We start from the raw sequence: 21,902 nt of genomic DNA, 5'->3' as shown, positions 1-21,902 counted from the left end.
TCACCTCTTTCGTTCCATCCAGTTTTCCACCAGCTGATAAATATGATGGCTTAACTGTACTGCATCGTGACGCAAATAGGTGCGAAACAGCACAAGCCGGTCGGCGATGACTTTATACCCGCGGCGTTTCACTTCATCCAGATCCAAATGAACGGCCTTGGCCCCAAGCTCCGCATATTTCAGCTGCACCTGAGGTGGGATTTCACCATTATTCACGATAACATAGTCAAACAGATGATGCCCGACATGGGCATGAACGGCCGCCAAATGATCGCTGACCGAGTAACCGTCCGTCTCTCCAGGCTGAGTCATGACATTGCATACAAACATTTTGATCGCGTCCGAGTCCATAATGCTCTGTGCCAGCTTGGGAACCAGCAGATTCGGGATAATGCTGGTGTACAAGCTTCCCGGACCGATCAGGATGGCATCGGCGTCCTGAATCGCTTCAACCGCTTCCTTCAGGGGCTCCACATCAGCAGGCTCGATGAACACCCGTTTGATTGGCTGTCCCGCCTTAGGGATATTCGACTCCCCGGTCACGATCGTGCCGTCCGCCAATTCCGCGTGCAGCACGATCGCCTGCCCGGCCGCCGGCAGAACGCGTCCGCGAACCGCAAGTACCCGGCTCAGTTCTCGAACAGCGGATACAAAGTCACCTGCGATGTCGGTCATCGCGGCCAGCATCAGATTGCCAAGACTATGGCCGGCAAGGCCAGTACCATTGCTGAAGCGGTATTTGAGCAAATCAGACAGCAGCGGCTCCACATCAGCCAAGGCAATAAGCACACTCCGGATATCGCCGGGCGGGGGCATTTGCAGCTCGCTGCGCAGAATGCCCGAACTCCCGCCATCGTCGGCAACCGTTACGATAGCTGTAATATCGAGCGGCTTCTCTTTGAGTCCCCGCAGCATTACAGATAGTCCCGTGCCGCCGCCGATAACAACGATACGGGGCAGTCGTTTTTTGTTGGCTTGTTCAGTCATGGCCCACCTCAGTGCCGATCACGATCAGCATCCCGATGGCTGACCCGAATGAGCTCTGTATCGCTGCTGCCCAGCGTACGGCCCAAATATTCAGCAAGAGCCACGGAACGATGCTTGCCGCCTGTACAGCCGATCCCAATGACAACCTGACTTTTGCCCTCTTTGCGGTAAAGCGGAATCAGAAACTGCAGCATATCCAGCAGCTTGGCAAGAAAGGTCTGCGTCTCCGGCCATTTCATGACATATTCATAAACCTCGGGATCCTGCCCCGTGTTGGGCCGCAGATGCTCCACGTAATGCGGATTCGGCAGGAAACGGACATCGAAGATCAAATCCGCATCAATCGGAATGCCGTATTTGAAGCCGAATGAAGTAATATTAATGGATATTATGCTCAGATCGGCATTAGCAAACCGGGACATGATTCTTTCCTTGAGCTGGGCCGGCTTCAGATTACTCGTATCAATGACCTGTGTCGCCCAGCCCTTTAAATCCTCCAGCATTCTGCGCTCCAGCTTGATGCCTTCCAGCGGGAGGCCTTCCGGAGCGAGAGGATGGCGCCGCCGGCTTTCCTTATATCGCTGTACAAGCACACTATCGGTAGCATCCAGGAACAAAATTTCATAACCGATTGTAAAATGGTCCTTCACATAGCTGAGTGATTCCGATAATGCCGTAAAGAACTCGCGTCCCCGCAGGTCGATAACAAGCGCCACTTTACCTATTTTGCCATTAGATTGCTCAATTAACTCAGCAAACTTCGGAATCAGAACCGGCGGCAAATTATCGACACAGAAATAGCCGAGATCCTCCAGGCTCTGCACTGCAATCGTCTTTCCGGCCCCGGACATGCCCGTGATGATGACCAGCTTTGCCATCGCTGTTCCCGCATCCATCGCTTATTCCTCCCAATCACTGCAACCGCTAATCGCAGTTTTTTGCGATTCGGTTGTCAGTATCACTGCAACCGCTAATCGCAGTTTTTTGCGATTCGGTTGTCAGTACCACTGCAACCGTTAATCGCAGTTTTTTGCGATTCGGTTGTCAGTAACCCTGCCAACCTTTAACTCCAAGTTCAGGTATATTAACGTGCGTCTACTCAATCCCATATTACACAACAGGCACGATATTTATTCGGTCAGTTTGGAAGCTTTTAAGAACGAATGATCAAACCGGCAGCCCCTACGACTCCGGCATTGTTGCCAAGGATAGCCGGCAGGATTTCGACACCCTCCTGGGCCATCTCCGGTGTCAATTTGCTGAACACTTCCCGAATCTGTTCGAACAGGAATTCGCCCGCTTTAGACACTCCGCCGCCTATAATGAAACGCTGAGGATTCAGAATGACTGCAACGGCAGCCATGGATTTACCTAAATAGAATGCGGCACGATTAACGATCCGGATCGCCACTTCATCGCCTGCTTTCGCAGCATCCAGCACATCCTTCGCCATAATGTCCGGTACAAAGGATAACGATGTACGATCTCCGCGTTCTACAGCATCCTTGGCCATTCGAATAATGCCAGTTGCTGAGGATACGGTCTCCAGACATCCCATTTTGCCGCAGTTGCATTGAATGGCTTCCAGATCGGGCACCACGGACATATGACCAAGCTCCCCGGCCATTCCGCGGAAGCCTTCGACGATTTTACCGTTAATGATGACCCCGCCGCCAACACCGGTTCCCAGCGTGTAACATACGCAATCGGATATCCCGCGTCCTGCGCCGGCCCAAGCTTCGCCAAGCGCTGCAACATTCGCATCATTATTAACGAGAACCTTGGTTTGCAGCTTTTCTTCCAGGATTTCCTTCAGTGGAACATTATTAAAATAAAGATTTACCGATAATTTCACGATTCCTTTGGGTATATCCAGGAAGCCGGCGATACCAACGCCAACGCCTTCAACCTGATCCCAGCTGAATGGGGATTGCTCTACGATTAAACGGGCGTAATCCGCAATATTTTGACATACAACATCCGAGCCGTTCTCAACACCTGTCGGCCCTTCATACGTATGGAGAAGCTCGCCTTCACTACTGCATATTCCTAATTTAATCGTAGTTCCGCCGATATCAACGCCAATAACAATCTTCTCAGACATGAATAGGACACCTCAATAATATAGGGATGGGGGGCTTCTGTGTTCAACTATAAGCGAACGTTACCAACTGGTCAAGCATCTGGAAAACGTTGAAAAGCCTAAAGATAGCCCCCTGCTTGCCGGAGGTACGCACCTCGGAAGCCTTACATGAAGCGACGCCGTCCATGCTGGGTGGACAGCGTCTTTTTATCATCATATTGCATCAGGATCTGTCTGATGAACTTTTTTTGCAGAGTCGATTAATCCTGATTAAGGATTTCGCTCCAGTCATGAACAGCGTGACCCTCAACGAATTTCTCGCAATCCAGAGCAGCCATACAACCGCTCCCTGCTGCTGTAATCGCCTGGCGGTACTTATGATCCTGCACATCACCGCAAGCGAATATACCCGGTATATTGGTCTCTGAGGTTCCCGGCTTCACAATCAGATAGCCGGTTTCGTCGGTTTCCAATTGCCCCCCAAGAAACTTGGTGTTCGGCGTATGGCCGATAGCGACAAAAATACCATCCGTTTCAATAATTTCTTCGGCGCCCGTTTCGTTGTTGCGCACTTTCAAGCCGGTTACGCTGTGCTCGCCAGCCACTACCTCAAGAGGAGTACGGTTCAGAGACCACTTGATTTTGCTGTTCTCGCGAGCGCGGTCCTGCATGATTTTGGATGCGCGCATTTCCTCACGGCGGTGAACGAGTACGACCTCGGAAGCGAATTTGGTCAGGAAGCTCGCTTCCTCCATTGCGGAGTCGCCGCCGCCGACCACGATTATTTTTTTGCCGCGGAAGAAAAATCCGTCGCAGGTGGCACAGGTGCTGACACCGCGTCCGACATTTTCCCGTTCATTGGGAATACCCAGATATTTGGCCGATGCTCCAGTCGAGATAATAAGCGATTCAGCCTGCAGCTCGCCTTGACCTTCAACCTGGATCGTGAACGGACGTTTGGACATATCAACCGAGTTTACCCAGCCTGTGCGGAACTCCGCTCCGAATCGCTCTGCCTGCTTGCGCATATTGGCCATTAAGTCCGGACCCATGATTCCGTCAGGGAAACCGGGGAAGTTCTCCACATCTGTGGTGGTTGTCAGCTGTCCGCCAGGCTCCGGCCCTTCAATGACAAGAGGGTTCATGTTGGCGCGGGCCAGATAGATGGCTGCCGTCAGTCCGGCAGGTCCTGTTCCGATAATGATTGATTTATACATACAAAATTCCTCCTTCACATTCGCATGTTCTTATTCTTGGTGATCTGCAGTTAAAGCGGGAAAAATCATTTTCATTTTTTCCTTGATACCGCATATTTCATCAATGCGTTTGGCGCATTTGCTTACGGTCGCAATGGACGTTCCATAACGCTGGGAAACCTCATGGTACGAAATCGCCCGCCGGTGCATTTTGGCAGTTAAATATTCCAATGCGGCTGCCCAGCCCTCGACCTTGCCGAGCTTGGGCACGTCCGGATAAACGCGTGACAGAAATTCAATCCAGAGTGTCAGCAGATCATGCTGCTGCACCAGATCATAGTGCTTTTTCATACGGACAAGCGCAGCTTCAAGCACAGCCTGCCACTTATCCTCCCAGACCGGAAGACGGGAAGGCATGCGGCTGTGTTCAATAACCGTATCTTCCCCTTCCAGTATCGCATGGAGGGAATCATGAACGCCAATGGACCGAAGTACAAAGATCGCGATTCTTTTCAGATAATCCTCTTCCTGCGGCTCTATTATAAATTCACGCAGCGCATCTTTAACCTCATTGTCTGCAATTAAACCAAGCGCCTGAATGACTTGAAGCTTCGTATGCCGATCACCGTGGCGCAGCGCCCAGAAGAATGAGGACCGTACGAGCGGATCCCGCTTCAGATGATCAGGAATTGCGTCGGTTGACTTCTCCCAGAGCTTGAACTGCTCCTCGAAAGGCAGGTGATAATGGTAGCTGATGGGGGCAGGATGCTTCCCTGCACGCACACTGGCAAGCTGCTCCAGATAATAGCCGGGAACATTGGATGTCGGATCCATCTTGCCAGCCTGCAGCCACAAACGCTCTGCCTCAGAGAATCTGCCTATATTGCTTGAGGCAACAGCCGTGTAATGATACAAGCAGGCATCCGATTGCAGCGAGCTGTCCTTGAGCAGCCTCGTGAAATGCCGATAGGCTTCCCCATGCTCGCCAAGTATGCCCATCGTTGTCGCCAGTTTAAACACATGCTCTTCATGAAAAGGTACCGTCTTGCCCAGCAGCTCGACGAGAGGCTTCAATTGAACCTGATCGTTGGAATGCTGATAAAAAATCGCCAGATTGCACAGCGCATGCAGATTGCCCGGCTCAATTTCCAGAACGTCTCCGATCGTCGCAAGCGCCTTGTCGAACAACCCCATATAATAGTAAGCCAACGCCAGATTGTTGCGTGCGGCCAAAAAGTTCGCGTTCTTCTCCACGATGCTCTCTAGCAGCCTTACCGCTTCTACAAACTTGCCTTCCTCCAGCAGCGAGCGCGCCTGATCATGCTCATAGACACCCTCTCGCGCCTTGATAAAGGCAAGCTTGGTGGGCCGCTCCAGCTCATAATGGAGCAGCTCCATCATCTCTTCGGATTCTTCGAGGAACTGTCCTTCCTCGTCCTCTTCCAGATAACGGACCAGCGCTTCCTCTGCCGCTTCATACATCTCCATATTGGCAAAATTATTCGCCATATAAAAATGGCATTCCGTCATTTCGGGATCCATCTCCTCCACGATCATACGGAGGATATCGTTAGACCCTTCATAATTGCCCATTTCAGACAAAATGCCAGCCATATTGCAATGGTTAACCGGATTATCCGGTTCGTATTCGACCGCACGCCGGAAATACTTCAGTGCCTTGTCATAATGATATCGATCCAGCGAGCGTACAGCTCGCTCGAAGAAGAACGTAGCATCCCATTGAATCGGTATAACTTTCGTTTTGTTATTCACGGCCGCACGTTTCTTTTCTTTCATCCGCAAGGCACCTCCCCGGTACTTCAAAGTTTCTACGATTATACCATAGCGCGGCCTATCCATACACGAAAGAAATGTGGCAAAATCGCGGACTGCCCGCACTGACGACTAACCGCTTCCAATAAAAAGGCGATTAATAGGAGTGGGGAGCACACGCGATTCAGGGGTAGGTGCTGCCGGAATAAGGCAGTCATATATAGAGCAATTCGCGATCAGCCAGAAGAAAGAGCTCTTCTATATATCCCGCAAAAAGCGCTGTTTGCCAAAAGCTACACGCCCGCGTTTTTGAACAAGGTGCTGATCGAGCCGCCCTGCGTAATGATACGGGTTGCTTCTGCAAGCATTGGCGCAACCGACAGCAATGTGAACCGGTCGGAGCGATTGTCAGGCAGAGCGATGGAATCCGTCACGATGACTTCTTTAATATTGGGATGATCCAATCTCTGGAGGGCTGGCCCCGAGAACAACGGATGCGTAGCGCATACGTACACATCTTCTGCACCGCGTTCCTTGAGGCTTTCCACAACATTGACGATCGTCGTTCCGGTATCAATCAAATCCTCAATAATAATCGGCGTCTGACCTTCAACATCCCCGATAACATGGGTAATGATGGATTCATTATGCGTGGGACGTTTCTTGATCATAATCGCAAAAGGCGAATCCAGATAATTGGCCAGCTTCTCAGCGGTGGAGGCCCGTCCGGCATCAGGCGATACGACAACCGGATTCTTGATATCCTTGCCCTTCAGATAGTCACTGATCAGGTCAAGCGCAGTCAGATGGTCAACCGGGATATTGAAGAAGCCCTGGATCGCCGGCGCATGCAGATCGATGGTGATAACGCGATTGGCCCCGACGGTCGTCAAAACATCCGCAAGCATTTTGGCCGAAATCGGTTCACGCGGTGCGGCTTTCCGCTCCTGGCGCGCATAACCGTAATAAGGCACGATGATATTGACGGTTCGCGCGGAAGCGCGTTTGGCAGCATCGATCATGACAAGCAATTCGACAAAATGATCATTGATAGGATGAGAAAAAGACTGCACGATGAAGACGTCGCAATTGCGGATCGTTTCTTCATAATGGACATAGATCTCGCCGCTTTTGAAACGGGACAATTTGACTTTACCGAGGTGCAGACCGAGCTCCTCGCTGATCCGTTCGGTAAGCTTCGGGTTCGAGGAACCCGAGAAAATACGCAGCTTGTCGCTAAACATGATACCCTCCTGAGCGATTAAACTACTGAATTTGCATCTGCCTGATGCATCATTCATTCATACGTTTCTGTAGTTCGACAAGTTTCATTATACATGGAAACGGCAATAATTCAAAAACAAGAAGAAACTTCCCGCCGTTTTGTTGCGGCGGATTAGTTTCTTCCCTCAGATCTTATAGATATTAATTTCTTATATTTGGATCATATGCCGTGTTCGGCCATCAAAGGTCGCTAATTGCGTAATCCCGCACTCTTTCAACAACGCCCGCGCATCGTCCAAATATTGGCCAAGCCGCTCCGGTTGATGGGCATCGGAGCCAAGCGTAATGGGGATCCCCAAATCGCGAGCCCGCTCAAGCATCCGGCGGCTCGGAAACATCTCTTGAGCAGGTGTCCGAAGACCAGAAGCATTCAGCTCAAGCGCGCCATCATAGCGCTTAACGGCCTCCAACGCAGCATCCTCAAGATGAGTGACACTGCTATCCGGCTGATAGCCGAAGCGCTTGATAACATCGATATGCCCGATATAGTCATACAACTTGGAGGCCGCGGCTTTGCCGATTGCGTCATAATACTGCTCGTATACGGCAAGGCGGTCACGGCCTTCCCAGCCTTGTGTCTGGCGGAAATCGGTAATATCCCAAGTGCCCAGAAAGTGGACCGAGCCAATCACATAATCCCATGGATAGGCAGTCGTTATGGCTTCAATCTGTTCTTCCCAGCCTTCGATATAGTCGCCTTCGAGGCCAATGCGAAGATCAATTTGACCTTTATATTTGGATTTCAGCTCGAAGCATTCCTCCACATAACGCGGCAGCTCATCCATCGGCATCGCCATCTCCGGCAAATAGGTCGCCGGGTCGACGTGAATTAACGGCATGTGGTCGGAAAGCCCAAGCTGGTCCAGCCCGATCTCGATCCCCTTGCGCACGTATTCCTCCAGCGTACCGACGGCATGTCCGCATCTTTCATGGTGGGTATGGTAGTCAATCCGTATAAAGAGGTTCACCGCCTTCTCAGTCTTGAATGCTGCAGCCGCCCGCCTAAAAAAATATTACGAGGATTGCTTCGATTTATGGTGACGGTGCCCCAGCTCTCTCATAACATCATCCAGCGGCATGCCGCGTTCGCGCAGCAGCACCATCAAGTGAAATATAAGATCGCTGGTCTCACAGCGCAGCTCGTCATTATCTTTATTTTTGGCCGCGATGATCACTTCCGCCGTTTCCTCGCCGACCTTCTTCAGAATCTTGTCCACGCCCTTCTCGAAGAGATAAGTCGTATAGGCTCCTTCCGGACGCTCCGCGTAACGCTGAGCAATAACGGCCTCCAGCTGGTTCAGCATGGCAAAACGGTCACTGGTCGGTTCGACTTCACTTGCGGCAGCCCCAGAAATTCCCTCCACTTCATTATAGAAGCAGCTGTAACGGCCGGTATGGCAAGCCACGCCTTTTTGTTCCACTCGGACAAGAAGCGTATCGCCGTCACAATCGTAATGCATCGAGACAATGCGCTGGGTATGCCCGCTCGTTGCCCCTTTGTGCCAGAGCTCACCGCGTGAGCGGCTCCAGAACCAGGTTTCTCCCGACTCCGCTGATTTTTCCAGCGATTCCCGGTTCATGTAGGCCATCATCAGCACTTCCTTGCTGTTGGCATCCTGTATGATTGCCGGCACCAGGCCGTCATCATTCCACTTGATTTGTTCCGCTGCCGCCTCTATTCCCTTATTGCTGCTGCTCATCGAACTTCGACTCCTTTTTGCCGCAAATCATCCTTCACATCGCGGATCGTCATCTCTTTGTAATGAAAAATCGTTGCCGCTAGCCCAGCATCGGCGTGTCCCTGCTCAAACACATCATAGAAATGCTCCACCCGGCCTGCGCCCCCGGAGGCGATGATCGGAATGCCCAGCGTATCTGACACGGCCTGCGTCAGCTTAAGGTCAAATCCATCCTTCGTGCCGTCCGCATCCATACTCGTCAGAAGAATTTCTCCCGCGCCGAGCAGCTCAACCTCCTTCGCCCAGGCCAAAGCCTTCATCCCGGTTGCATTTCGTCCGCCATGCGTATAGACTTCCCATTCTCCCCATTCCGGATTGAATTTGGCATCTATTGCTACAACAATGCATTGAGAACCGAATTTACGCGCACCATCCTTGACGAGGGCGGGGTTTTTGACAGCCGCAGTATTAATGCCAATTTTATCAGCTCCTGCGCGAAGCAGACGTTTCATATCGTCGACATGGGCAATTCCGCCGCCAACCGTGAATGGAATGGTAATTTCACCGGCTGTTCGCTTGACCACTTCCACCATCGTGGCCCTTCCTTCATAAGAGGCCGAAATATCGAGAAATATCAGCTCGTCGGCCCCCTCTTTATCGTAGGTCGCCGCAAGCTCTACAGGATCCCCAGCATCGCGCAAATTGACGAAATTGACCCCCTTAACTACCCTGCCATCCTTCACGTCCAAGCAGGGGATAATCCGTTTAGCCAACATACGCCATCCCCCTTTATGTGTACCGATTTGAACTATCGCCGATTAAGCCATCATTAAGCTCGCATTCATTATAATTACACTTCTTGACAGCAAGCTTTTGTATTTTTTCACTCCGGCAAGAAAGTTCAGAACCCGCACTTCCGCTCCTATAAAGCCTGCCGGCTCCATGAATCCATCCGCTATAATCGTTATTGGCGGACCACCTGACGGGACGCAGTCAACGCAAGAAAATTACCCAGCAGCTGCATGCCCAGATCGCCGCTCTTCTCCGGGTGGAACTGCATTCCGTACACATTGTCGCGTCCCACAATGGCGGTCACCGGCTGATGATAATCAGTCGTGGCAAGCAGATCCTCCGCCTGCACTGGTCTGACATGAAAGGAATGCACGAAGTAAACATGTCCCTCCTCCAACCCGCCGAGCAGCGGACTCTCCCGATGAAACGTCAGCTTGTTCCAGCCCATATGCGGAACCTTATAGTCTCCCTGAAAACGAACGACCTTCCCCGGCAGCAAGCCGAGCCCTTGGTGCTGGCCGTACTCTTCGCTTTCGGTGAACAAGAGCTGCATGCCCAGGCAAATACCTAGCAGTGGCTTGCCTGAAGCGGCATAGAACTTGACGACATCCTCAAGCTTCGTATTCTGCAAATTCTGCATGGCATCGCCAAAAGCCCCGACGCCCGGCAAAATCGCACCATCCGCTTCCATTATCTCTTTCACGTCCGCCGTGACCAGCGCCTCATAGCCAAGACGCTCCACCGCTTTGCTGACACTGTGCAAATTGCCCATGCCGTAATCGATGACAGCAATCATCTACAGCACTCCTTTCGTTGAAGGGACTCCTTGCACCCGTGGATCAATGCTTGTTGCTTCATCAAGCGCACGGCCGAGCGCCTTGAAAACAGCTTCAATCATATGGTGGGTATTCACGCCGTAATGAACAATAACATGCAGGGTCATCCTCGCTTCAAGGGCCAGCTTCCACAGAAACTCATGGACCAGCTCCACCTGAAAACTCCCGACCTGGGCGGAAGGATACTGAGCCCGATATTCAAAATGCGGACGGTTGCTCAGATCAATGACCACCTGCGCCAACGCTTCGTCCATAGGAACGAAAACAGAGGCGTAACGCTTGATGCCGCGTTTATCGCCCAATGCTTCCTGAATGGTTTGGCCAAGACATATGCCGATGTCCTCCACCGTATGATGATCATCAATATCGACATCGCCGCGCGCCTCGACATTCAAATCAAAGTGGCCATGCTTCGTAAACAAATCCAGCATATGATTCAGAAACGGCACATCCGTTTCGATCTTTGCCTGTCCGCTGCCATCAACAGCAAACGCCAGCTTAATATCCGTTTCGTTCGTTTTCCGCGCCACATCGGCTGCGCGAATGACATGATCCGCCATAAGAGATGCCCTTCTTTCGCTCTCGAGGATAATAATTACATAGATGCTTTACTTGCCTGTATACCTAATACCACAGCTACTTATTCCCGTTCCTGCTCCAGACGGATCTCAATGGCTCTGGCATGCGCTTCCAGACCTTCATGCCGCGCAAGCGTCATAATGTTATCCGCATTGGCCAGCAGCGCGTCCTTACTGTAATAAATCAGGCTCGACTTCTTGACAAAATCGTCGACGTTCACAGGCGATGAGAATCTTGCCGTCCCGTTGGTGGGCAGAATATGATTCGGTCCCGCAAAATAATCCCCGACCGGCTCCGAGCTGTAGGGGCCAAGGAAAATCGCCCCGGCATTCTCGATGCGGCCAAGCAGCGCCATCGGCTCCGCCACCATAATCTCCAAATGCTCCGGCGCCATCCGGTTGATTACCGCAATCGCTTCTGCGATAGAGTCCGCCAGCAGCACCGCTCCGTGGCTGTCGATTGATTGGCGGGCAATGCTTTGCCGAGGCAGGCTTGCCAGTTGGCGTTCAACCTCTGCGGAAACAGCCTCTGCCAGCGTCCGGGAGGTCGTGACCAGAATGGCGGATGCCATCTCATCATGCTCGGCCTGCGAGAGCAGGTCGGCTGCCACATAAGCCGGATTGGCGGTATCATCGGCCAATACGACGATCTCGCTGGGTCCGGCGATGCTGTCGATATCTACAGCGCCGAAGACGGCCCGCTTCGCCAGTGCCACATAGATGTTGCCTGGCCCGCATATTTTGTCTACCGGCTGAATACTTGCCGTTCCGTAAGCAAGCGCGGCTATGGCCTGCGCCCCTCCGACGCGGTACATTTCCTTTACGCCAGCCTCTGCAGCCGCAACCAGAATATAAGGATCGATGCCCGATTTGCCGCCGGTTGCCGGGGGCGTTACCATCACAATCTCCGGTACGCCAGCCACCTGAGCGGGTATGACATTCATAAGCACGGAGGAAGGATATGCAGCCTTCCCGCCAGGGACATAAACCCCTACCCGCCGCAGCGGACGCAGGAGCTGTCCCAGCATCGTCCCATCGGGCTGCACATCCATCCACGATTGGCGCACCTGCTTCTCATGGAAGGAACGGATATTCACGGCCGCTTGCCGAATGGCCGTCAAGAATGCCTCGTCCACAAGGTCGTACGCCGCATGAATTTCTGCTTCTGTCACACGAAGCGACTGCGCGTCCAGCCTGACACGGTCATGCTCCTCCGTATAGCGCAGCAATGCCGCATCTCCCTCAGTCCGGACATCCTCCACGATTTGCCGGACAGTCTCGTTCTGCTCCGGTGTCCCGTATTCCACCTCGCGGGTTAAACCATATTGCTCCGCACGCAGCATACGCATGACGCATCGCTCCCTTCATCATACTGTCACCTAAACTGTGCAGCGTCTCTTCAGTCCCGATTGCCGCAGGCTGACTCCAATTCCAAACTCATTGGGGATACCTCGATTCTCCAGCCAACGGCTCTGTGGAGCCGGCAATCGTTAGGATTAAATCAAGTTTCCGCTTTGGCCGCAATCGTCTGCTGCAGTTTGTCGCACAAGCTCTGAATCGCATCATTCTTCATGCGGTAGCTGACGCGATTGGCAATCAGCCGGCTTGTAATGCCGAAGATCGTTTCCATCTCGATAAGACCGTTCTCAACCAGTGTCTGACCGGTCTCAACCATATCGACAATCCGGTCGGCAAGACCAATCAGCGGCGCCAGCTCGATGGAGCCGTTCAGCTTGATCACTTCGACCTGCTGCCCACGCTCGCGGAAATACTGCGAGGCTACACTTGGATATTTCGTGGCTACACGCGGATGAATAACCGGCTTCCAATCCGGCAATCCGATAACCGACATGCGGCATTTGGCAATGCCCAGATCGAGCAGCTCATAAACATCCTTGTTTTCCTCCATCAGCACATCCTTGCCGACAATGCCGATGTCCGCCACACCGTATTCCACATAAGTCGGCACATCAACCGGTTTGGCCATAATAAACGACATGCCCACCTCCGGCATCTCGATAATCAGCCGCCTCGTATCGTCAAAATCGCTGGGAATGGGAAGACCGGCCTCACGGAAAAGCTTTGACGCCTGCTTGTATATACGTCCCTTTGGCATGGCTACCTTCAACAGCTCACCACCAGAGGAGGTCCCTTCGGTCAGGCTCGATGCTCCATTCCACAATCCATCCTGCAAGCTCATCACGCGCGACCCCCTCTTCCGAAAAATGTCAGCAGCCTTGAGAACGTTATACCCTTATACACGATCTCCTGTTTGCTCCCAGCATCAGCGGCCGCAGCAGCAGCCTTCTGAGCGTCCTGATCCATCTTCTCTGTGACAATCACTGCCGAGCCTTCCTCACGCAGACGCTGGGCTTCCAGAAGTGCCTGCTTCCTTCCTGCCGCATCATAACCGATTAATATCCGCTCTGCAGGTCCTGTCGCTGTACCGTCACCGATTAACTCCAGAATGCGCGTCGTCTTTAGCGCAAATCCCGTTGCCGGAGCAGGTCTGCCGAACTGCTGCAGCAGATTGTCATAACGACCTCCGCTTGCTACCGGTGAACCCAGATCAGCAGCATAGCCCTCGAAGGTCATTCCGGTATAATATTTAAAATCCCCGATCATCGTTAAATCAATGAGCACATGCTCGCAAACACCGTAAGCCTCGAGCACATCCCATATCTCACGCAGATGATGAATCGCTGCCCGGGCTGTCTCGTTGGCGCCAAGCTGCAGTGCCTGTTCGCATATCTCCTGACCGCCGCGCAGCCTCAGAATGCCTTCAAGCTCCTTCTGCACCGGCTCAGCCATCGACAGTGCGTGCAGCCGTTCACGGTAACCGACATAATCGCGCCCCAGCAGGCAGGCCTTCAGCTCTTCCTGGGCTTCTTCCCGTCCTTGGAGCGTTTCCTCGAACAAGCCATTCAGGAAGCCTACATGACCAATCGCGATCTTGAACCGGTCAACTCCCGCCGCTTTTAGAGAAGCGATGGCAAGCGCCACAACTTCCGCATCGGCATCCGCCGATGCGTCACCTACGAGTTCCACTCCAGTTTGGAAAAATTCCGCTTCGCGCCCCGCTTCTTCCTCGATTGCCCGGAACACATTCGAGTGATAGGATAAACGAAGAGGAAACTCGGATTCCTTAAGCAGGGAAGCAACGACCCTGGCAATCGGCGCCGTCATATCCGAACGCAGGACAAGCGTCGTTCCCCGGTTATTCAGCAGCTTGAACAGCTTCTGATCCGAGGTGGAGCTTGCCACGCCCACCGTATCGTAGTATTCCATGGTTGGCGTCATGATCTGCTCATAGCCCCATGCGCTCATACAGGCGAGCACCTGGTTTTCAATTTGCCGCAGTCTGGATACAGCATGCGGCAGGTAATCTTTAACCCCGATCGGCTTCTCAAAACCTTTTGGTTTGGACATGTATATTCACCCACATACGCTTTAGTTTATTAACGTGCTACCAAGTTACCATACTGCCAAAATAAAGTGATTAGACGTAATGATATCACGCTCATTTCCATTCGTCAAGAACTCGAATGGGCGCCTCCTCCAACAAAAAAACGACCTTCAGACTGGAAAGGCCGTTCTTTTCGAATGCCATAACCCTTACTCCGACGGTTTAATTTCCCTTAAAGGATTGCCGCCTACAAAAGCCCCGGCAGCTACATTCTTATGCACCACCGAGCCTGCAGCCACCACAGCGCCATCTCCGATGGTCACCCCTGGCAGTATCGTGGTGTTTGCGCCAATCAGGACATCTGAGCCGATAACCACATCACCCAGTCGATATTCCCGGATCAAATACTCATGTGTCAAAATCGTAGTGTTGTACCCGATAATCGTATTATCTCCGACTTTAATCCGTTCCGGAAAAAAAACATCAACCATCACCATAAGCGCAAAGGCCGTATCGCGCCCGACCTTCATACCCAGTATGTGCCTGTAGATCCAATTCTTCATGGGCAGAGACGGACAATATCGCGTTATCTGTATACATATGAAATTACGCACAGCCTTGAACCGGCTGACTGTATGATACATTTGCCATAAGGCATTCGGCCCTTCAACCGGATAGCGCTCCACGTTCCTCAATTCGACTACAGCTCCAATCCGACGAGCGCGTAGAGATCGCGCATATCATGAATGATGTGACGCGCCCCGCTTTCCGTCAGCATGGCCTCGCCTTTGAGCGACCAGGCAACCCCAACAGAGATGACTCCGGCAGCTTCGGCAGATTGAATATCCACAATACTGTCACCGACCATCATCGTTGTTTCCGGCTGCGCGCCCAAAGCTTCCATTGCCATGAGAACAGGCTCTGGATGAGGCTTGGGATACGTCACGTCATCAATCGTAACAATCGCATAGGGCTGAATGTAATCATACAGGCCTGTGTAACGAAGGCCCCGCTCTGTCGTCAGCCTCATTTTGGTTGTGACGATTCCGATCTGAACACCTGCTCCATGCAGCCTGGCCAATACCTCGTTTACCCCTGGAAATGATTTCACATATTCGTCATGCATCCTCAAATTGATCTCACGGTAAGCTGCAATAAGATGAGATACCTCTTCCAGCCCTGAGAATAACTGCATCTGGTCCTGCAGTGGCTGCCCCATACTCGGAATGATATGCTCTCTTCCGAATTGCGGCGGTACGATATCACGCAGCGCGTGCAGAAAAGAATGAATAATCAATTCATTCGTATCCAAAATGGTTCCGTCAAGGTCAAACAAAATGGTTCGTATTTTTAAAGTCATGATCAGCGGTTACCCCTTTATGCCTTCATCCTTGTGCTCCGGTGTATCTTTGCAGTCGGCTTCACGCGGTTCGATTATCGTTTGCTCAGCAATATCCGGAGCAGCTGATTCTGCATCGGGATCAACGCCGGGTTTTACCCCCGCTGGCAGACCCGTACGACGGTTGATAATAGGATCGGCATACCGCTCGGATGCGGCTCCCGTAACACGACGGATGATAATGATCGCGATCGCAGCGATAATCAACAAAACAGCCAGCAGCTGGGAGATACGGACATCACCATAGGCGGCGTCAAGATTGCCAGGCTCAAACGCAACGGTCATCGGTGACCACAAACCATTCATAATTGAGACCAGCCAAGCCGGCCCGTCAAAAGCCAAGCTATCCGTTCTCAGTCCTTCAATAAAGAAGCGACCGATGGAATACCAGATGAAATACGTCATGAGCATCTCCCCTGCCCGCATGAATGCGCGGCGGCGCAGCACGAACAGCAAAATAATCCCAATCAGGTTCCATAAGGATTCGTACAGGAAGGTCGGATGATGGAAAACACCGCCTACATTCATTTGATTGACGATCCAATCGGGAAGATGAAGGGTGTTGCGGAGTGTACTCTCGTCAACAGGTCCGCCGTAGGCTTCCTGATTGACAAAATTGCCCCAGCGGCCAATAATTTGTCCGGCAATCAGAGAGGGGGCGCAAATATCCATAATCCGCCAAGGGTTGTAGCCCTTGTAGCGGAAGTAGAGGATACCGCATATCATGGCGCCAATTAAGGCACCATAGATGGCAATACCGCCATTCCATATTTTAAACACGTCCAGGAAATTGTCCTTGTACTCATCCCACTTGAAGGCGACAAAATAAATCCGCGCCCCAATAATCGCAGAGGGAACACCGAGTAAAAGCAGATCCATAAAGAAATCCGGCGACAACCCGTATCTCTTTCCTTCCTGAACAGCCAGCAGCAGTCCAACAAGCGCCGCCGTGCCCAGAATAATACCGTACCAATGAACACTAATCGGCCCCAATGAAAAAGCGATTGGATTTAAAAGCAATTCATACATCCACAACGGCTCCTTTTATCAATCAAAATCATCCGAATCGTCAGCAATGGTTTCGGTCAGCTTGTTCGTAAACTGAAGCGCCGCGTTATAGCCCATACGCTTGAGCCTGAAGTTCATCGCGGCCACTTCGATAATAACCGCCAAGTTGCGCCCCGGCCTCACCGGAACGGTCACAAGCGGAACATCGGTATCGATAATGCGCGTCGTCTCTTCATCCAGGCCCAGACGGTCATACTGTTTGTCCGGCTGCCAGTTCTCCAGCTTAATGACCACACTGATCCGCTTCATTGTACGAATCGCCCCGGCACCGAACAGGGTCATTACATTAATAATCCCCAGTCCTCTAATCTCCAGCAAATACCGGATCAGCTCTGGAGCACTTCCGTGGAGCTGTCCATCTGATGTCTGTCTGATCTCCACAGCATCATCCGCAACAAGGCGATGGCTGCGTTTGACCAGTTCCAGCGCTGTTTCGCTTTTGCCAATGCCGCTGCCCCCGGTGATCAGTATGCCAACTCCATATACGTCAACCAGAACACCATGAATCGTAGCTGATGGCGCAAGCTTGCGTTCCAGGAAGTTTGTAATTCGGCCGATCAGAATGGTGGTCGCGACATGACTTCTCAGTACAGGAATTTGTTTTGCATTTGACTGTTGAATGAGTTCAAGCGGCGCTTCAAGACCACGAGTTATGATAAAACAAGGCGTCTCATCATCACAAAGCCGCTCTATCCGGTCCAACCGCTCTTCATTGCTAAGCGTGTCCATGAACGCAAGCTCCGTTTTACCCAGAATTTGCACCCGTTCCTTAGGGTAATAATGAAAATAACCAGCCATCTCCAAGCCTGGTCTCGACAAATCATCGACCGTTATGCTGCGGCGCAGACCATCTTCCCCACTTACAATTTCAAGTTGAAATTGTTGGACAAGCTCCGACACCTTAACTTTTTTAGCCATTGTCCGGCCTCCCTAATCGCTTCCCTTGCATCTGCAATTGCTATGTACATTTCCAATGTAATCATCGTATAGGAAATAAGCGCTGAAATCAACGTCTCCCATGATCTTCAAGACATTTTAGTCTGTTTCGTCAATTTCAAACCAGCGCTTCGGTCATTATCGGCCTTGATCAAACAGGCTATTTCCGCATCTGGCATGGTTCAATCACAGCTCCCATCATGCGCTGCTGCCCAGCCGAAGACAAACAAAAAACAACCGCCCCTCACAGGACGGTTGTTCGAAAGGCTAAACGCCTTGTCTTATACTTCAAACAGGTTCAATTCAGTTTCTTTATCAAATACATGAACTTTGTTCATATCAAGCGCAAGCTTCACGTTCATGCCTTCTTTCAAGCCTGAGCGGCCATCAACACGAGCGATAATGGTGTCTTTACCAATACCGTTCAGGTACAGGTACATTTCATGACCCAAGTTCTCGGAAACCTCGATATGAGCGTTTACGATTGAATTTGGCGATGCTTCCAGGAATACCGGCTCTTCATGGATATCTTCCGGACGAATACCAAGAATGATATCTTTGCCAATGAAGTTTTTGTCGCGCAGCAATTTGGCTTTGCCTTCCGGAATGATAACATCAACACCCGTTGTTTTGAAGAGAACGGCTCCGTTTTGCTCTGTCAGCGCGCCTGTGATGAAGTTCATCGAAGGAGCTCCCATGAAACCGGCCACAAACAGGTTTACAGGGTTGTTGTACAAGCCTTCTGGCGAATCCGCTTGCTGAATGATACCGTCTTTCATAACAACGATACGGTCACCCATCGTCATGGCTTCGATTTGGTCATGTGTTACATAGATGCAAGTGGTTTCAAGACGTTTAACCAGTTTGCTGATTTCCGCGCGCATTTGCCCACGAAGTTTAGCATCCAAGTTGGAAAGCGGCTCATCCATCAAGAAGACCTGCGGTTCACGAACGATTGCACGGCCGAGCGCGACACGTTGACGTTGTCCACCGGACAATGCTTTTGGTTTACGCTCAAGCAGATGCTCGATATCAAGAATTTTAGCGGCTTCACGAACACGTTTCTCAATATCCGCTTTTTTAAATTTACGAAGTTTAAGGCCGAAGGCCATGTTTTGATATACGTTCATATGTGGGTACAAAGCGTAAGATTGGAATACCATCGCGATATCGCGGTCTTTAGGAGCGACATCGTTTACAAGACGTTCGCCAATAAACAATTTACCTTCGGAAATCTCTTCCAGGCCAGCGATCATACGAAGCGTGGTCGATTTACCGCAACCGGACGGACCTACAAGAACAAGAAACTCCTTGTCTTTAATGTCAAGGTTAAAGTCCTTAACCGAAGCAAGATCAGTACCAGCGTATTTTTTGTAAATATGTTCTAAGCGTACACCTGCCATTTGTATTTCCCCCTAAACGGATATTGTTCATCACTACTATATACATCTTATATCAGCACAGGCTATATGACTATGCACATACTTTACAAAAAACTCACTTTCTTTTCGTCACTTTGTACAATAGTAATATGATTTTCACCAATACCGCATCCCGGAACAAACGCACATCCAGTTCTGTTTCCTGTTTCAGCTTGTCCAACCGGTAAAGCAGTGTGTTTCGATGGATATATAGTTTTTTTGCCGTTTCGCTGACATTGCAGTCCAGGGAGAAGAACGTTTCCAACGTTGTCAAAATCTCCGTCTCCAGAAAAAAATCGGTCCGCTTCAGCGCCTGTTCCACAAACTTGGCCCGTTGAGCCTCAGGAATTGTATTCAGCAGTCTTTCCAAATGCAGAAGCCATGGCAGATGAATATTCGAGCCCACATGGAAAGCTCGTCCCAAATGAACAGTCTCACGCAGCAGTGCGGTCGTGGCCACTATCGAATTAGCCGGAGATATTGGCGGTGCAACCGCCAGGTGACATTCCCCCAGCCATTCGCTGGCCAGCATCTCATGCAGCCCGGATGCAATCGGTTCCAGGCTTTCTTCGACCGATTCCTCCGCCTCCTCGTCACGCTCCTCTGACTGCGCATCGCGAATCAGCGAGATAGGTCCCAGTACCAGCCATTCCTGTTCCTTTAAAGGTATCAACATCATATCCTCGGCCAAAAACGTACGCAGCAGCTTCTCCAGATCAATATAGCTTGTTCTGCCGACATCTACCTGTTCCGACACGAGAAGGAAAGGTATCATATTAGAGAACAACCGGCCTCTTGCCATTAGTCTGTCGGGTATCGATACCTGGGATTCGCTGGTTTCCAGCTGCTCCACAATCCAGGCACCCAACTCACGCGCATAACGCTCCGACTCCGTCACGCCTTCGAAATTTTTCACGTTTGAGGAACGAATCTGCGTTAATGTCCATCCAATCAGCTTCATTTCCTTATCCGAGAGCTTTGCGCGTTCTACTTCAATATAATCGACATACTCGGAATCACTGCCAAGGGCAAACCATAAAGACCCTTTGGAAACAACCATATAATCTCCAGGAGTAACCGCACCGGCCGAACAAAAAAAACTCAGAGCGCTTTCACTTTCATCGACATGCGCTTTCCATTGCTGCACAGGCAGCTGGAGTTGGCGCACCGGGCAATCGAGTATCGTTTGCAACTGCTCGATCCATTTTGCTTCACTCATCGGCTGGCCCCTATCCGTAGAACGCTCACTGCGTCCTTTTTTTAGAATATAAGAAAGTATAGATTTCAGCCTATACGTTGCTTATATTTTTGCAGGAAGAAACCTGCTGTGCAGCCAAAAGACGGCGACAGCCGTTTCTTCTTGAAAATCCAGAATATAGTTGCATCAAAGCTACAAACAACTACGGACGACAAAACATAAGACAGCTTGCTTCTGCGTCATTGTATCATACATCCCAAAGGATTTCAGCTTCATGCATAGCTGGTGGCGCCTAACAAAAAAATCCATGGACATCTAGTCCATGGATTCTGATATATACTGGTCATCATCAAAAGTGTAGAAATGGTGAGCCATGAAGGACTCGAACCTTCGACACCCTGATTAAAAGTCAGGTGCTCTACCAACTGAGCTAATGGCTCTTGCAGAATAAGGAATGGTGGAGGGCGATGGGTTCGAACCACCGAACTCGTAAGAGAGCAGATTTACAGTCTGCCGCGTTTAGCCACTTCGCTAGCCCTCCAGGTCATAAAACAAAAGCAAGCCGAACTGAAAAATGGTGGCTCGGGACGGAATCGAACCGCCGACACGAGGATTTTCAGTCCTCTGCTCTACCGACTGAGCTACCGAGCCACGTTTATTTTGGGTTCCCTAAAAGTAAAAACAAGCTCTTTACATTATTGGGATGAATGGCGGAGCTGACGGGATTCGAACCCGCGGTCTCCTGCGTGACAGGCAGGCATGTTGGGCCACTACACCACAGCTCCGTATGTAACATTCATGGTGGAGGCTGACGGGATCGAACCGCCGACCCTCTGCTTGTAAGGCAGATGCTCTCCCAGCTGAGCTAAGCCTCCATAATAGGTGTGGTAGCGGCGGAGGGAGTCGAACCCACGACCTCACGGGTATGAACCGTACGCTCTAGCCAGCTGAGCTACACCGCCACACAAAATGCCCCAAAACTGCTTGTCCTTTACAACGACTGGGGCCAGCCTGCAAAGTCAGGAACTCGACAAATGAATAATCGTCGTGTGCGTAAAAAATGGGAATGAGCCGCACTTGTCGGCTGATTATCCATCATTACACCCTGAAAACTGGATACGAACGTTTGCGAAACGTTTAGCGGTCGATTTCCTCCAGCCCTTCGGCTGACGGGTGGAACAAGACTTCTCTTGTTCCGGTGTAGGATAAGCCCTCGACCGATTAGTATTCGTCAGCTGCACATCTTGCGATGCTTCCACCTCGAAC

20 protein-coding genes and 6 tRNA genes are annotated in these 21,902 nt (G+C 51.2%); all 26 read right to left on the bottom strand.

Features of this window, described 5'->3' with window-relative positions:
- Entirely contained in the window at positions 1–987 is a 987-nt protein-coding gene (locus tag AC0YNV_RS28900) for a gluconeogenesis factor YvcK family protein (RefSeq protein WP_210045083.1), read from the bottom strand.
- Positions 988–995: 8 nt separating this feature from the next.
- Positions 996–1,883 carry an RNase adapter RapZ gene (gene rapZ, locus AC0YNV_RS28895; RefSeq protein ID WP_210045084.1) on the bottom strand — a complete coding sequence of 296 codons (888 nt, stop codon included), beginning with the start codon at positions 1,881–1,883 and terminating at the stop codon, positions 996–998.
- 257 nt (positions 1,884–2,140) lie between these two features.
- Positions 2,141–3,091: an ROK family glucokinase gene (locus tag AC0YNV_RS28890; protein ID WP_475771121.1), complete on the bottom strand. Its 951-nt coding sequence runs from the start codon at positions 3,089–3,091 to the stop codon at positions 2,141–2,143.
- A 239-nt stretch (positions 3,092–3,330) separates the two neighbouring features.
- Positions 3,331–4,287 (bottom strand): thioredoxin-disulfide reductase, encoded by a 957-nt coding sequence (gene trxB / locus AC0YNV_RS28885; protein ID WP_210045086.1) that lies wholly within the window; start codon positions 4,285–4,287, stop codon positions 3,331–3,333.
- Between the two features lie 30 nt (positions 4,288–4,317).
- Positions 4,318–6,063 (bottom strand): tetratricopeptide repeat protein, encoded by a 1,746-nt coding sequence (locus AC0YNV_RS28880; protein ID WP_475771120.1) that lies wholly within the window; start codon positions 6,061–6,063, stop codon positions 4,318–4,320.
- Between the two features lie 269 nt (positions 6,064–6,332).
- Positions 6,333–7,283, bottom strand: coding sequence for a ribose-phosphate diphosphokinase (locus tag AC0YNV_RS28875; RefSeq protein ID WP_210045088.1), 951 nt, complete (start codon positions 7,281–7,283; stop codon positions 6,333–6,335).
- A 189-nt stretch (positions 7,284–7,472) separates the two neighbouring features.
- On the bottom strand, positions 7,473–8,279 hold the full coding sequence (gene hisJ / locus AC0YNV_RS28870) for a histidinol-phosphatase HisJ (protein ID WP_475771275.1): 807 nt from the start codon (positions 8,277–8,279) through the stop codon (positions 7,473–7,475).
- Positions 8,280–8,336: 57 nt separating this feature from the next.
- Complete coding sequence (gene hisIE / locus AC0YNV_RS28865; protein ID WP_475771119.1) at positions 8,337–9,023, bottom strand: bifunctional phosphoribosyl-AMP cyclohydrolase/phosphoribosyl-ATP diphosphatase HisIE; 687 nt, start codon at positions 9,021–9,023, stop codon at positions 8,337–8,339.
- Entirely contained in the window at positions 9,020–9,778 is a 759-nt protein-coding gene (gene hisF, locus AC0YNV_RS28860; RefSeq protein ID WP_210045091.1) for an imidazole glycerol phosphate synthase subunit HisF, read from the bottom strand. The genes hisIE and hisF overlap by 4 nt, the downstream gene beginning before the upstream one ends.
- Positions 9,779–9,966: 188 nt before the next feature.
- Positions 9,967–10,590 carry an imidazole glycerol phosphate synthase subunit HisH gene (gene hisH / locus AC0YNV_RS28855; RefSeq protein WP_475771118.1) on the bottom strand — a complete coding sequence of 208 codons (624 nt, stop codon included), beginning with the start codon at positions 10,588–10,590 and terminating at the stop codon, positions 9,967–9,969.
- Positions 10,591–11,190: an imidazoleglycerol-phosphate dehydratase HisB gene (gene hisB, locus AC0YNV_RS28850; protein WP_475771117.1), complete on the bottom strand. Its 600-nt coding sequence runs from the start codon at positions 11,188–11,190 to the stop codon at positions 10,591–10,593.
- Between the two features lie 80 nt (positions 11,191–11,270).
- Positions 11,271–12,557: a histidinol dehydrogenase gene (gene hisD / locus AC0YNV_RS28845; RefSeq protein WP_475771116.1), complete on the bottom strand. Its 1,287-nt coding sequence runs from the start codon at positions 12,555–12,557 to the stop codon at positions 11,271–11,273.
- A 152-nt stretch (positions 12,558–12,709) separates the two neighbouring features.
- The gene (gene hisG, locus AC0YNV_RS28840; protein WP_475771274.1) at positions 12,710–13,324 is read right to left on the bottom strand and encodes an ATP phosphoribosyltransferase; all 615 of its coding nucleotides are present in this window, start codon (positions 13,322–13,324) and stop codon (positions 12,710–12,712) included.
- An 83-nt stretch (positions 13,325–13,407) separates the two neighbouring features.
- Entirely contained in the window at positions 13,408–14,637 is a 1,230-nt protein-coding gene (locus AC0YNV_RS28835) for an ATP phosphoribosyltransferase regulatory subunit (RefSeq protein ID WP_475771115.1), read from the bottom strand.
- A 186-nt stretch (positions 14,638–14,823) separates the two neighbouring features.
- Positions 14,824–15,258 (bottom strand): acyltransferase, encoded by a 435-nt coding sequence (locus AC0YNV_RS28830; RefSeq protein ID WP_475771273.1) that lies wholly within the window; start codon positions 15,256–15,258, stop codon positions 14,824–14,826.
- Between the two features lie 56 nt (positions 15,259–15,314).
- A complete protein-coding gene (gene ppaX, locus AC0YNV_RS28825) occupies positions 15,315–15,974 on the bottom strand; it encodes a pyrophosphatase PpaX (protein ID WP_475771114.1) in 660 nt (219 codons plus the stop codon).
- Positions 15,975–15,983: 9 nt separating this feature from the next.
- The gene (lgt, locus tag AC0YNV_RS28820) at positions 15,984–17,042 is read right to left on the bottom strand and encodes a prolipoprotein diacylglyceryl transferase (protein WP_475771113.1); all 1,059 of its coding nucleotides are present in this window, start codon (positions 17,040–17,042) and stop codon (positions 15,984–15,986) included.
- 18 nt (positions 17,043–17,060) lie between these two features.
- Positions 17,061–17,999, bottom strand: coding sequence for an HPr(Ser) kinase/phosphatase (gene hprK / locus AC0YNV_RS28815; RefSeq protein WP_475771112.1), 939 nt, complete (start codon positions 17,997–17,999; stop codon positions 17,061–17,063).
- 299 nt (positions 18,000–18,298) lie between these two features.
- A complete protein-coding gene (locus AC0YNV_RS28810) occupies positions 18,299–19,420 on the bottom strand; it encodes an ABC transporter ATP-binding protein (protein WP_210045100.1) in 1,122 nt (373 codons plus the stop codon).
- Positions 19,421–19,514: 94 nt separating this feature from the next.
- Entirely contained in the window at positions 19,515–20,657 is a 1,143-nt protein-coding gene (locus AC0YNV_RS28805) for a PucR family transcriptional regulator (RefSeq protein ID WP_475771111.1), read from the bottom strand.
- Positions 20,658–21,000: 343 nt separating this feature from the next.
- Positions 21,001–21,076, bottom strand: a tRNA-Lys gene (locus AC0YNV_RS28800).
- Positions 21,077–21,091: 15 nt separating this feature from the next.
- A tRNA-Tyr gene (locus AC0YNV_RS28795) sits at positions 21,092–21,177 on the bottom strand.
- 34 nt (positions 21,178–21,211) lie between these two features.
- A tRNA-Phe gene (locus AC0YNV_RS28790) sits at positions 21,212–21,287 on the bottom strand.
- A gap of 57 nt (positions 21,288–21,344) precedes the next feature.
- Positions 21,345–21,421: transfer RNA gene (locus AC0YNV_RS28785), tRNA-Asp, on the bottom strand.
- 14 nt (positions 21,422–21,435) lie between these two features.
- A tRNA-Val gene (locus tag AC0YNV_RS28780) sits at positions 21,436–21,511 on the bottom strand.
- Between the two features lie 10 nt (positions 21,512–21,521).
- Positions 21,522–21,598: transfer RNA gene (locus AC0YNV_RS28775), tRNA-Met, on the bottom strand.
- Positions 21,599–21,902: the final 304 nt, after the last annotated feature.

Source organism: Paenibacillus sp. JT31N11 (assembly GCF_056269285.1).
This window is presented reverse-complemented; position numbering and strand designations above follow the sequence as displayed.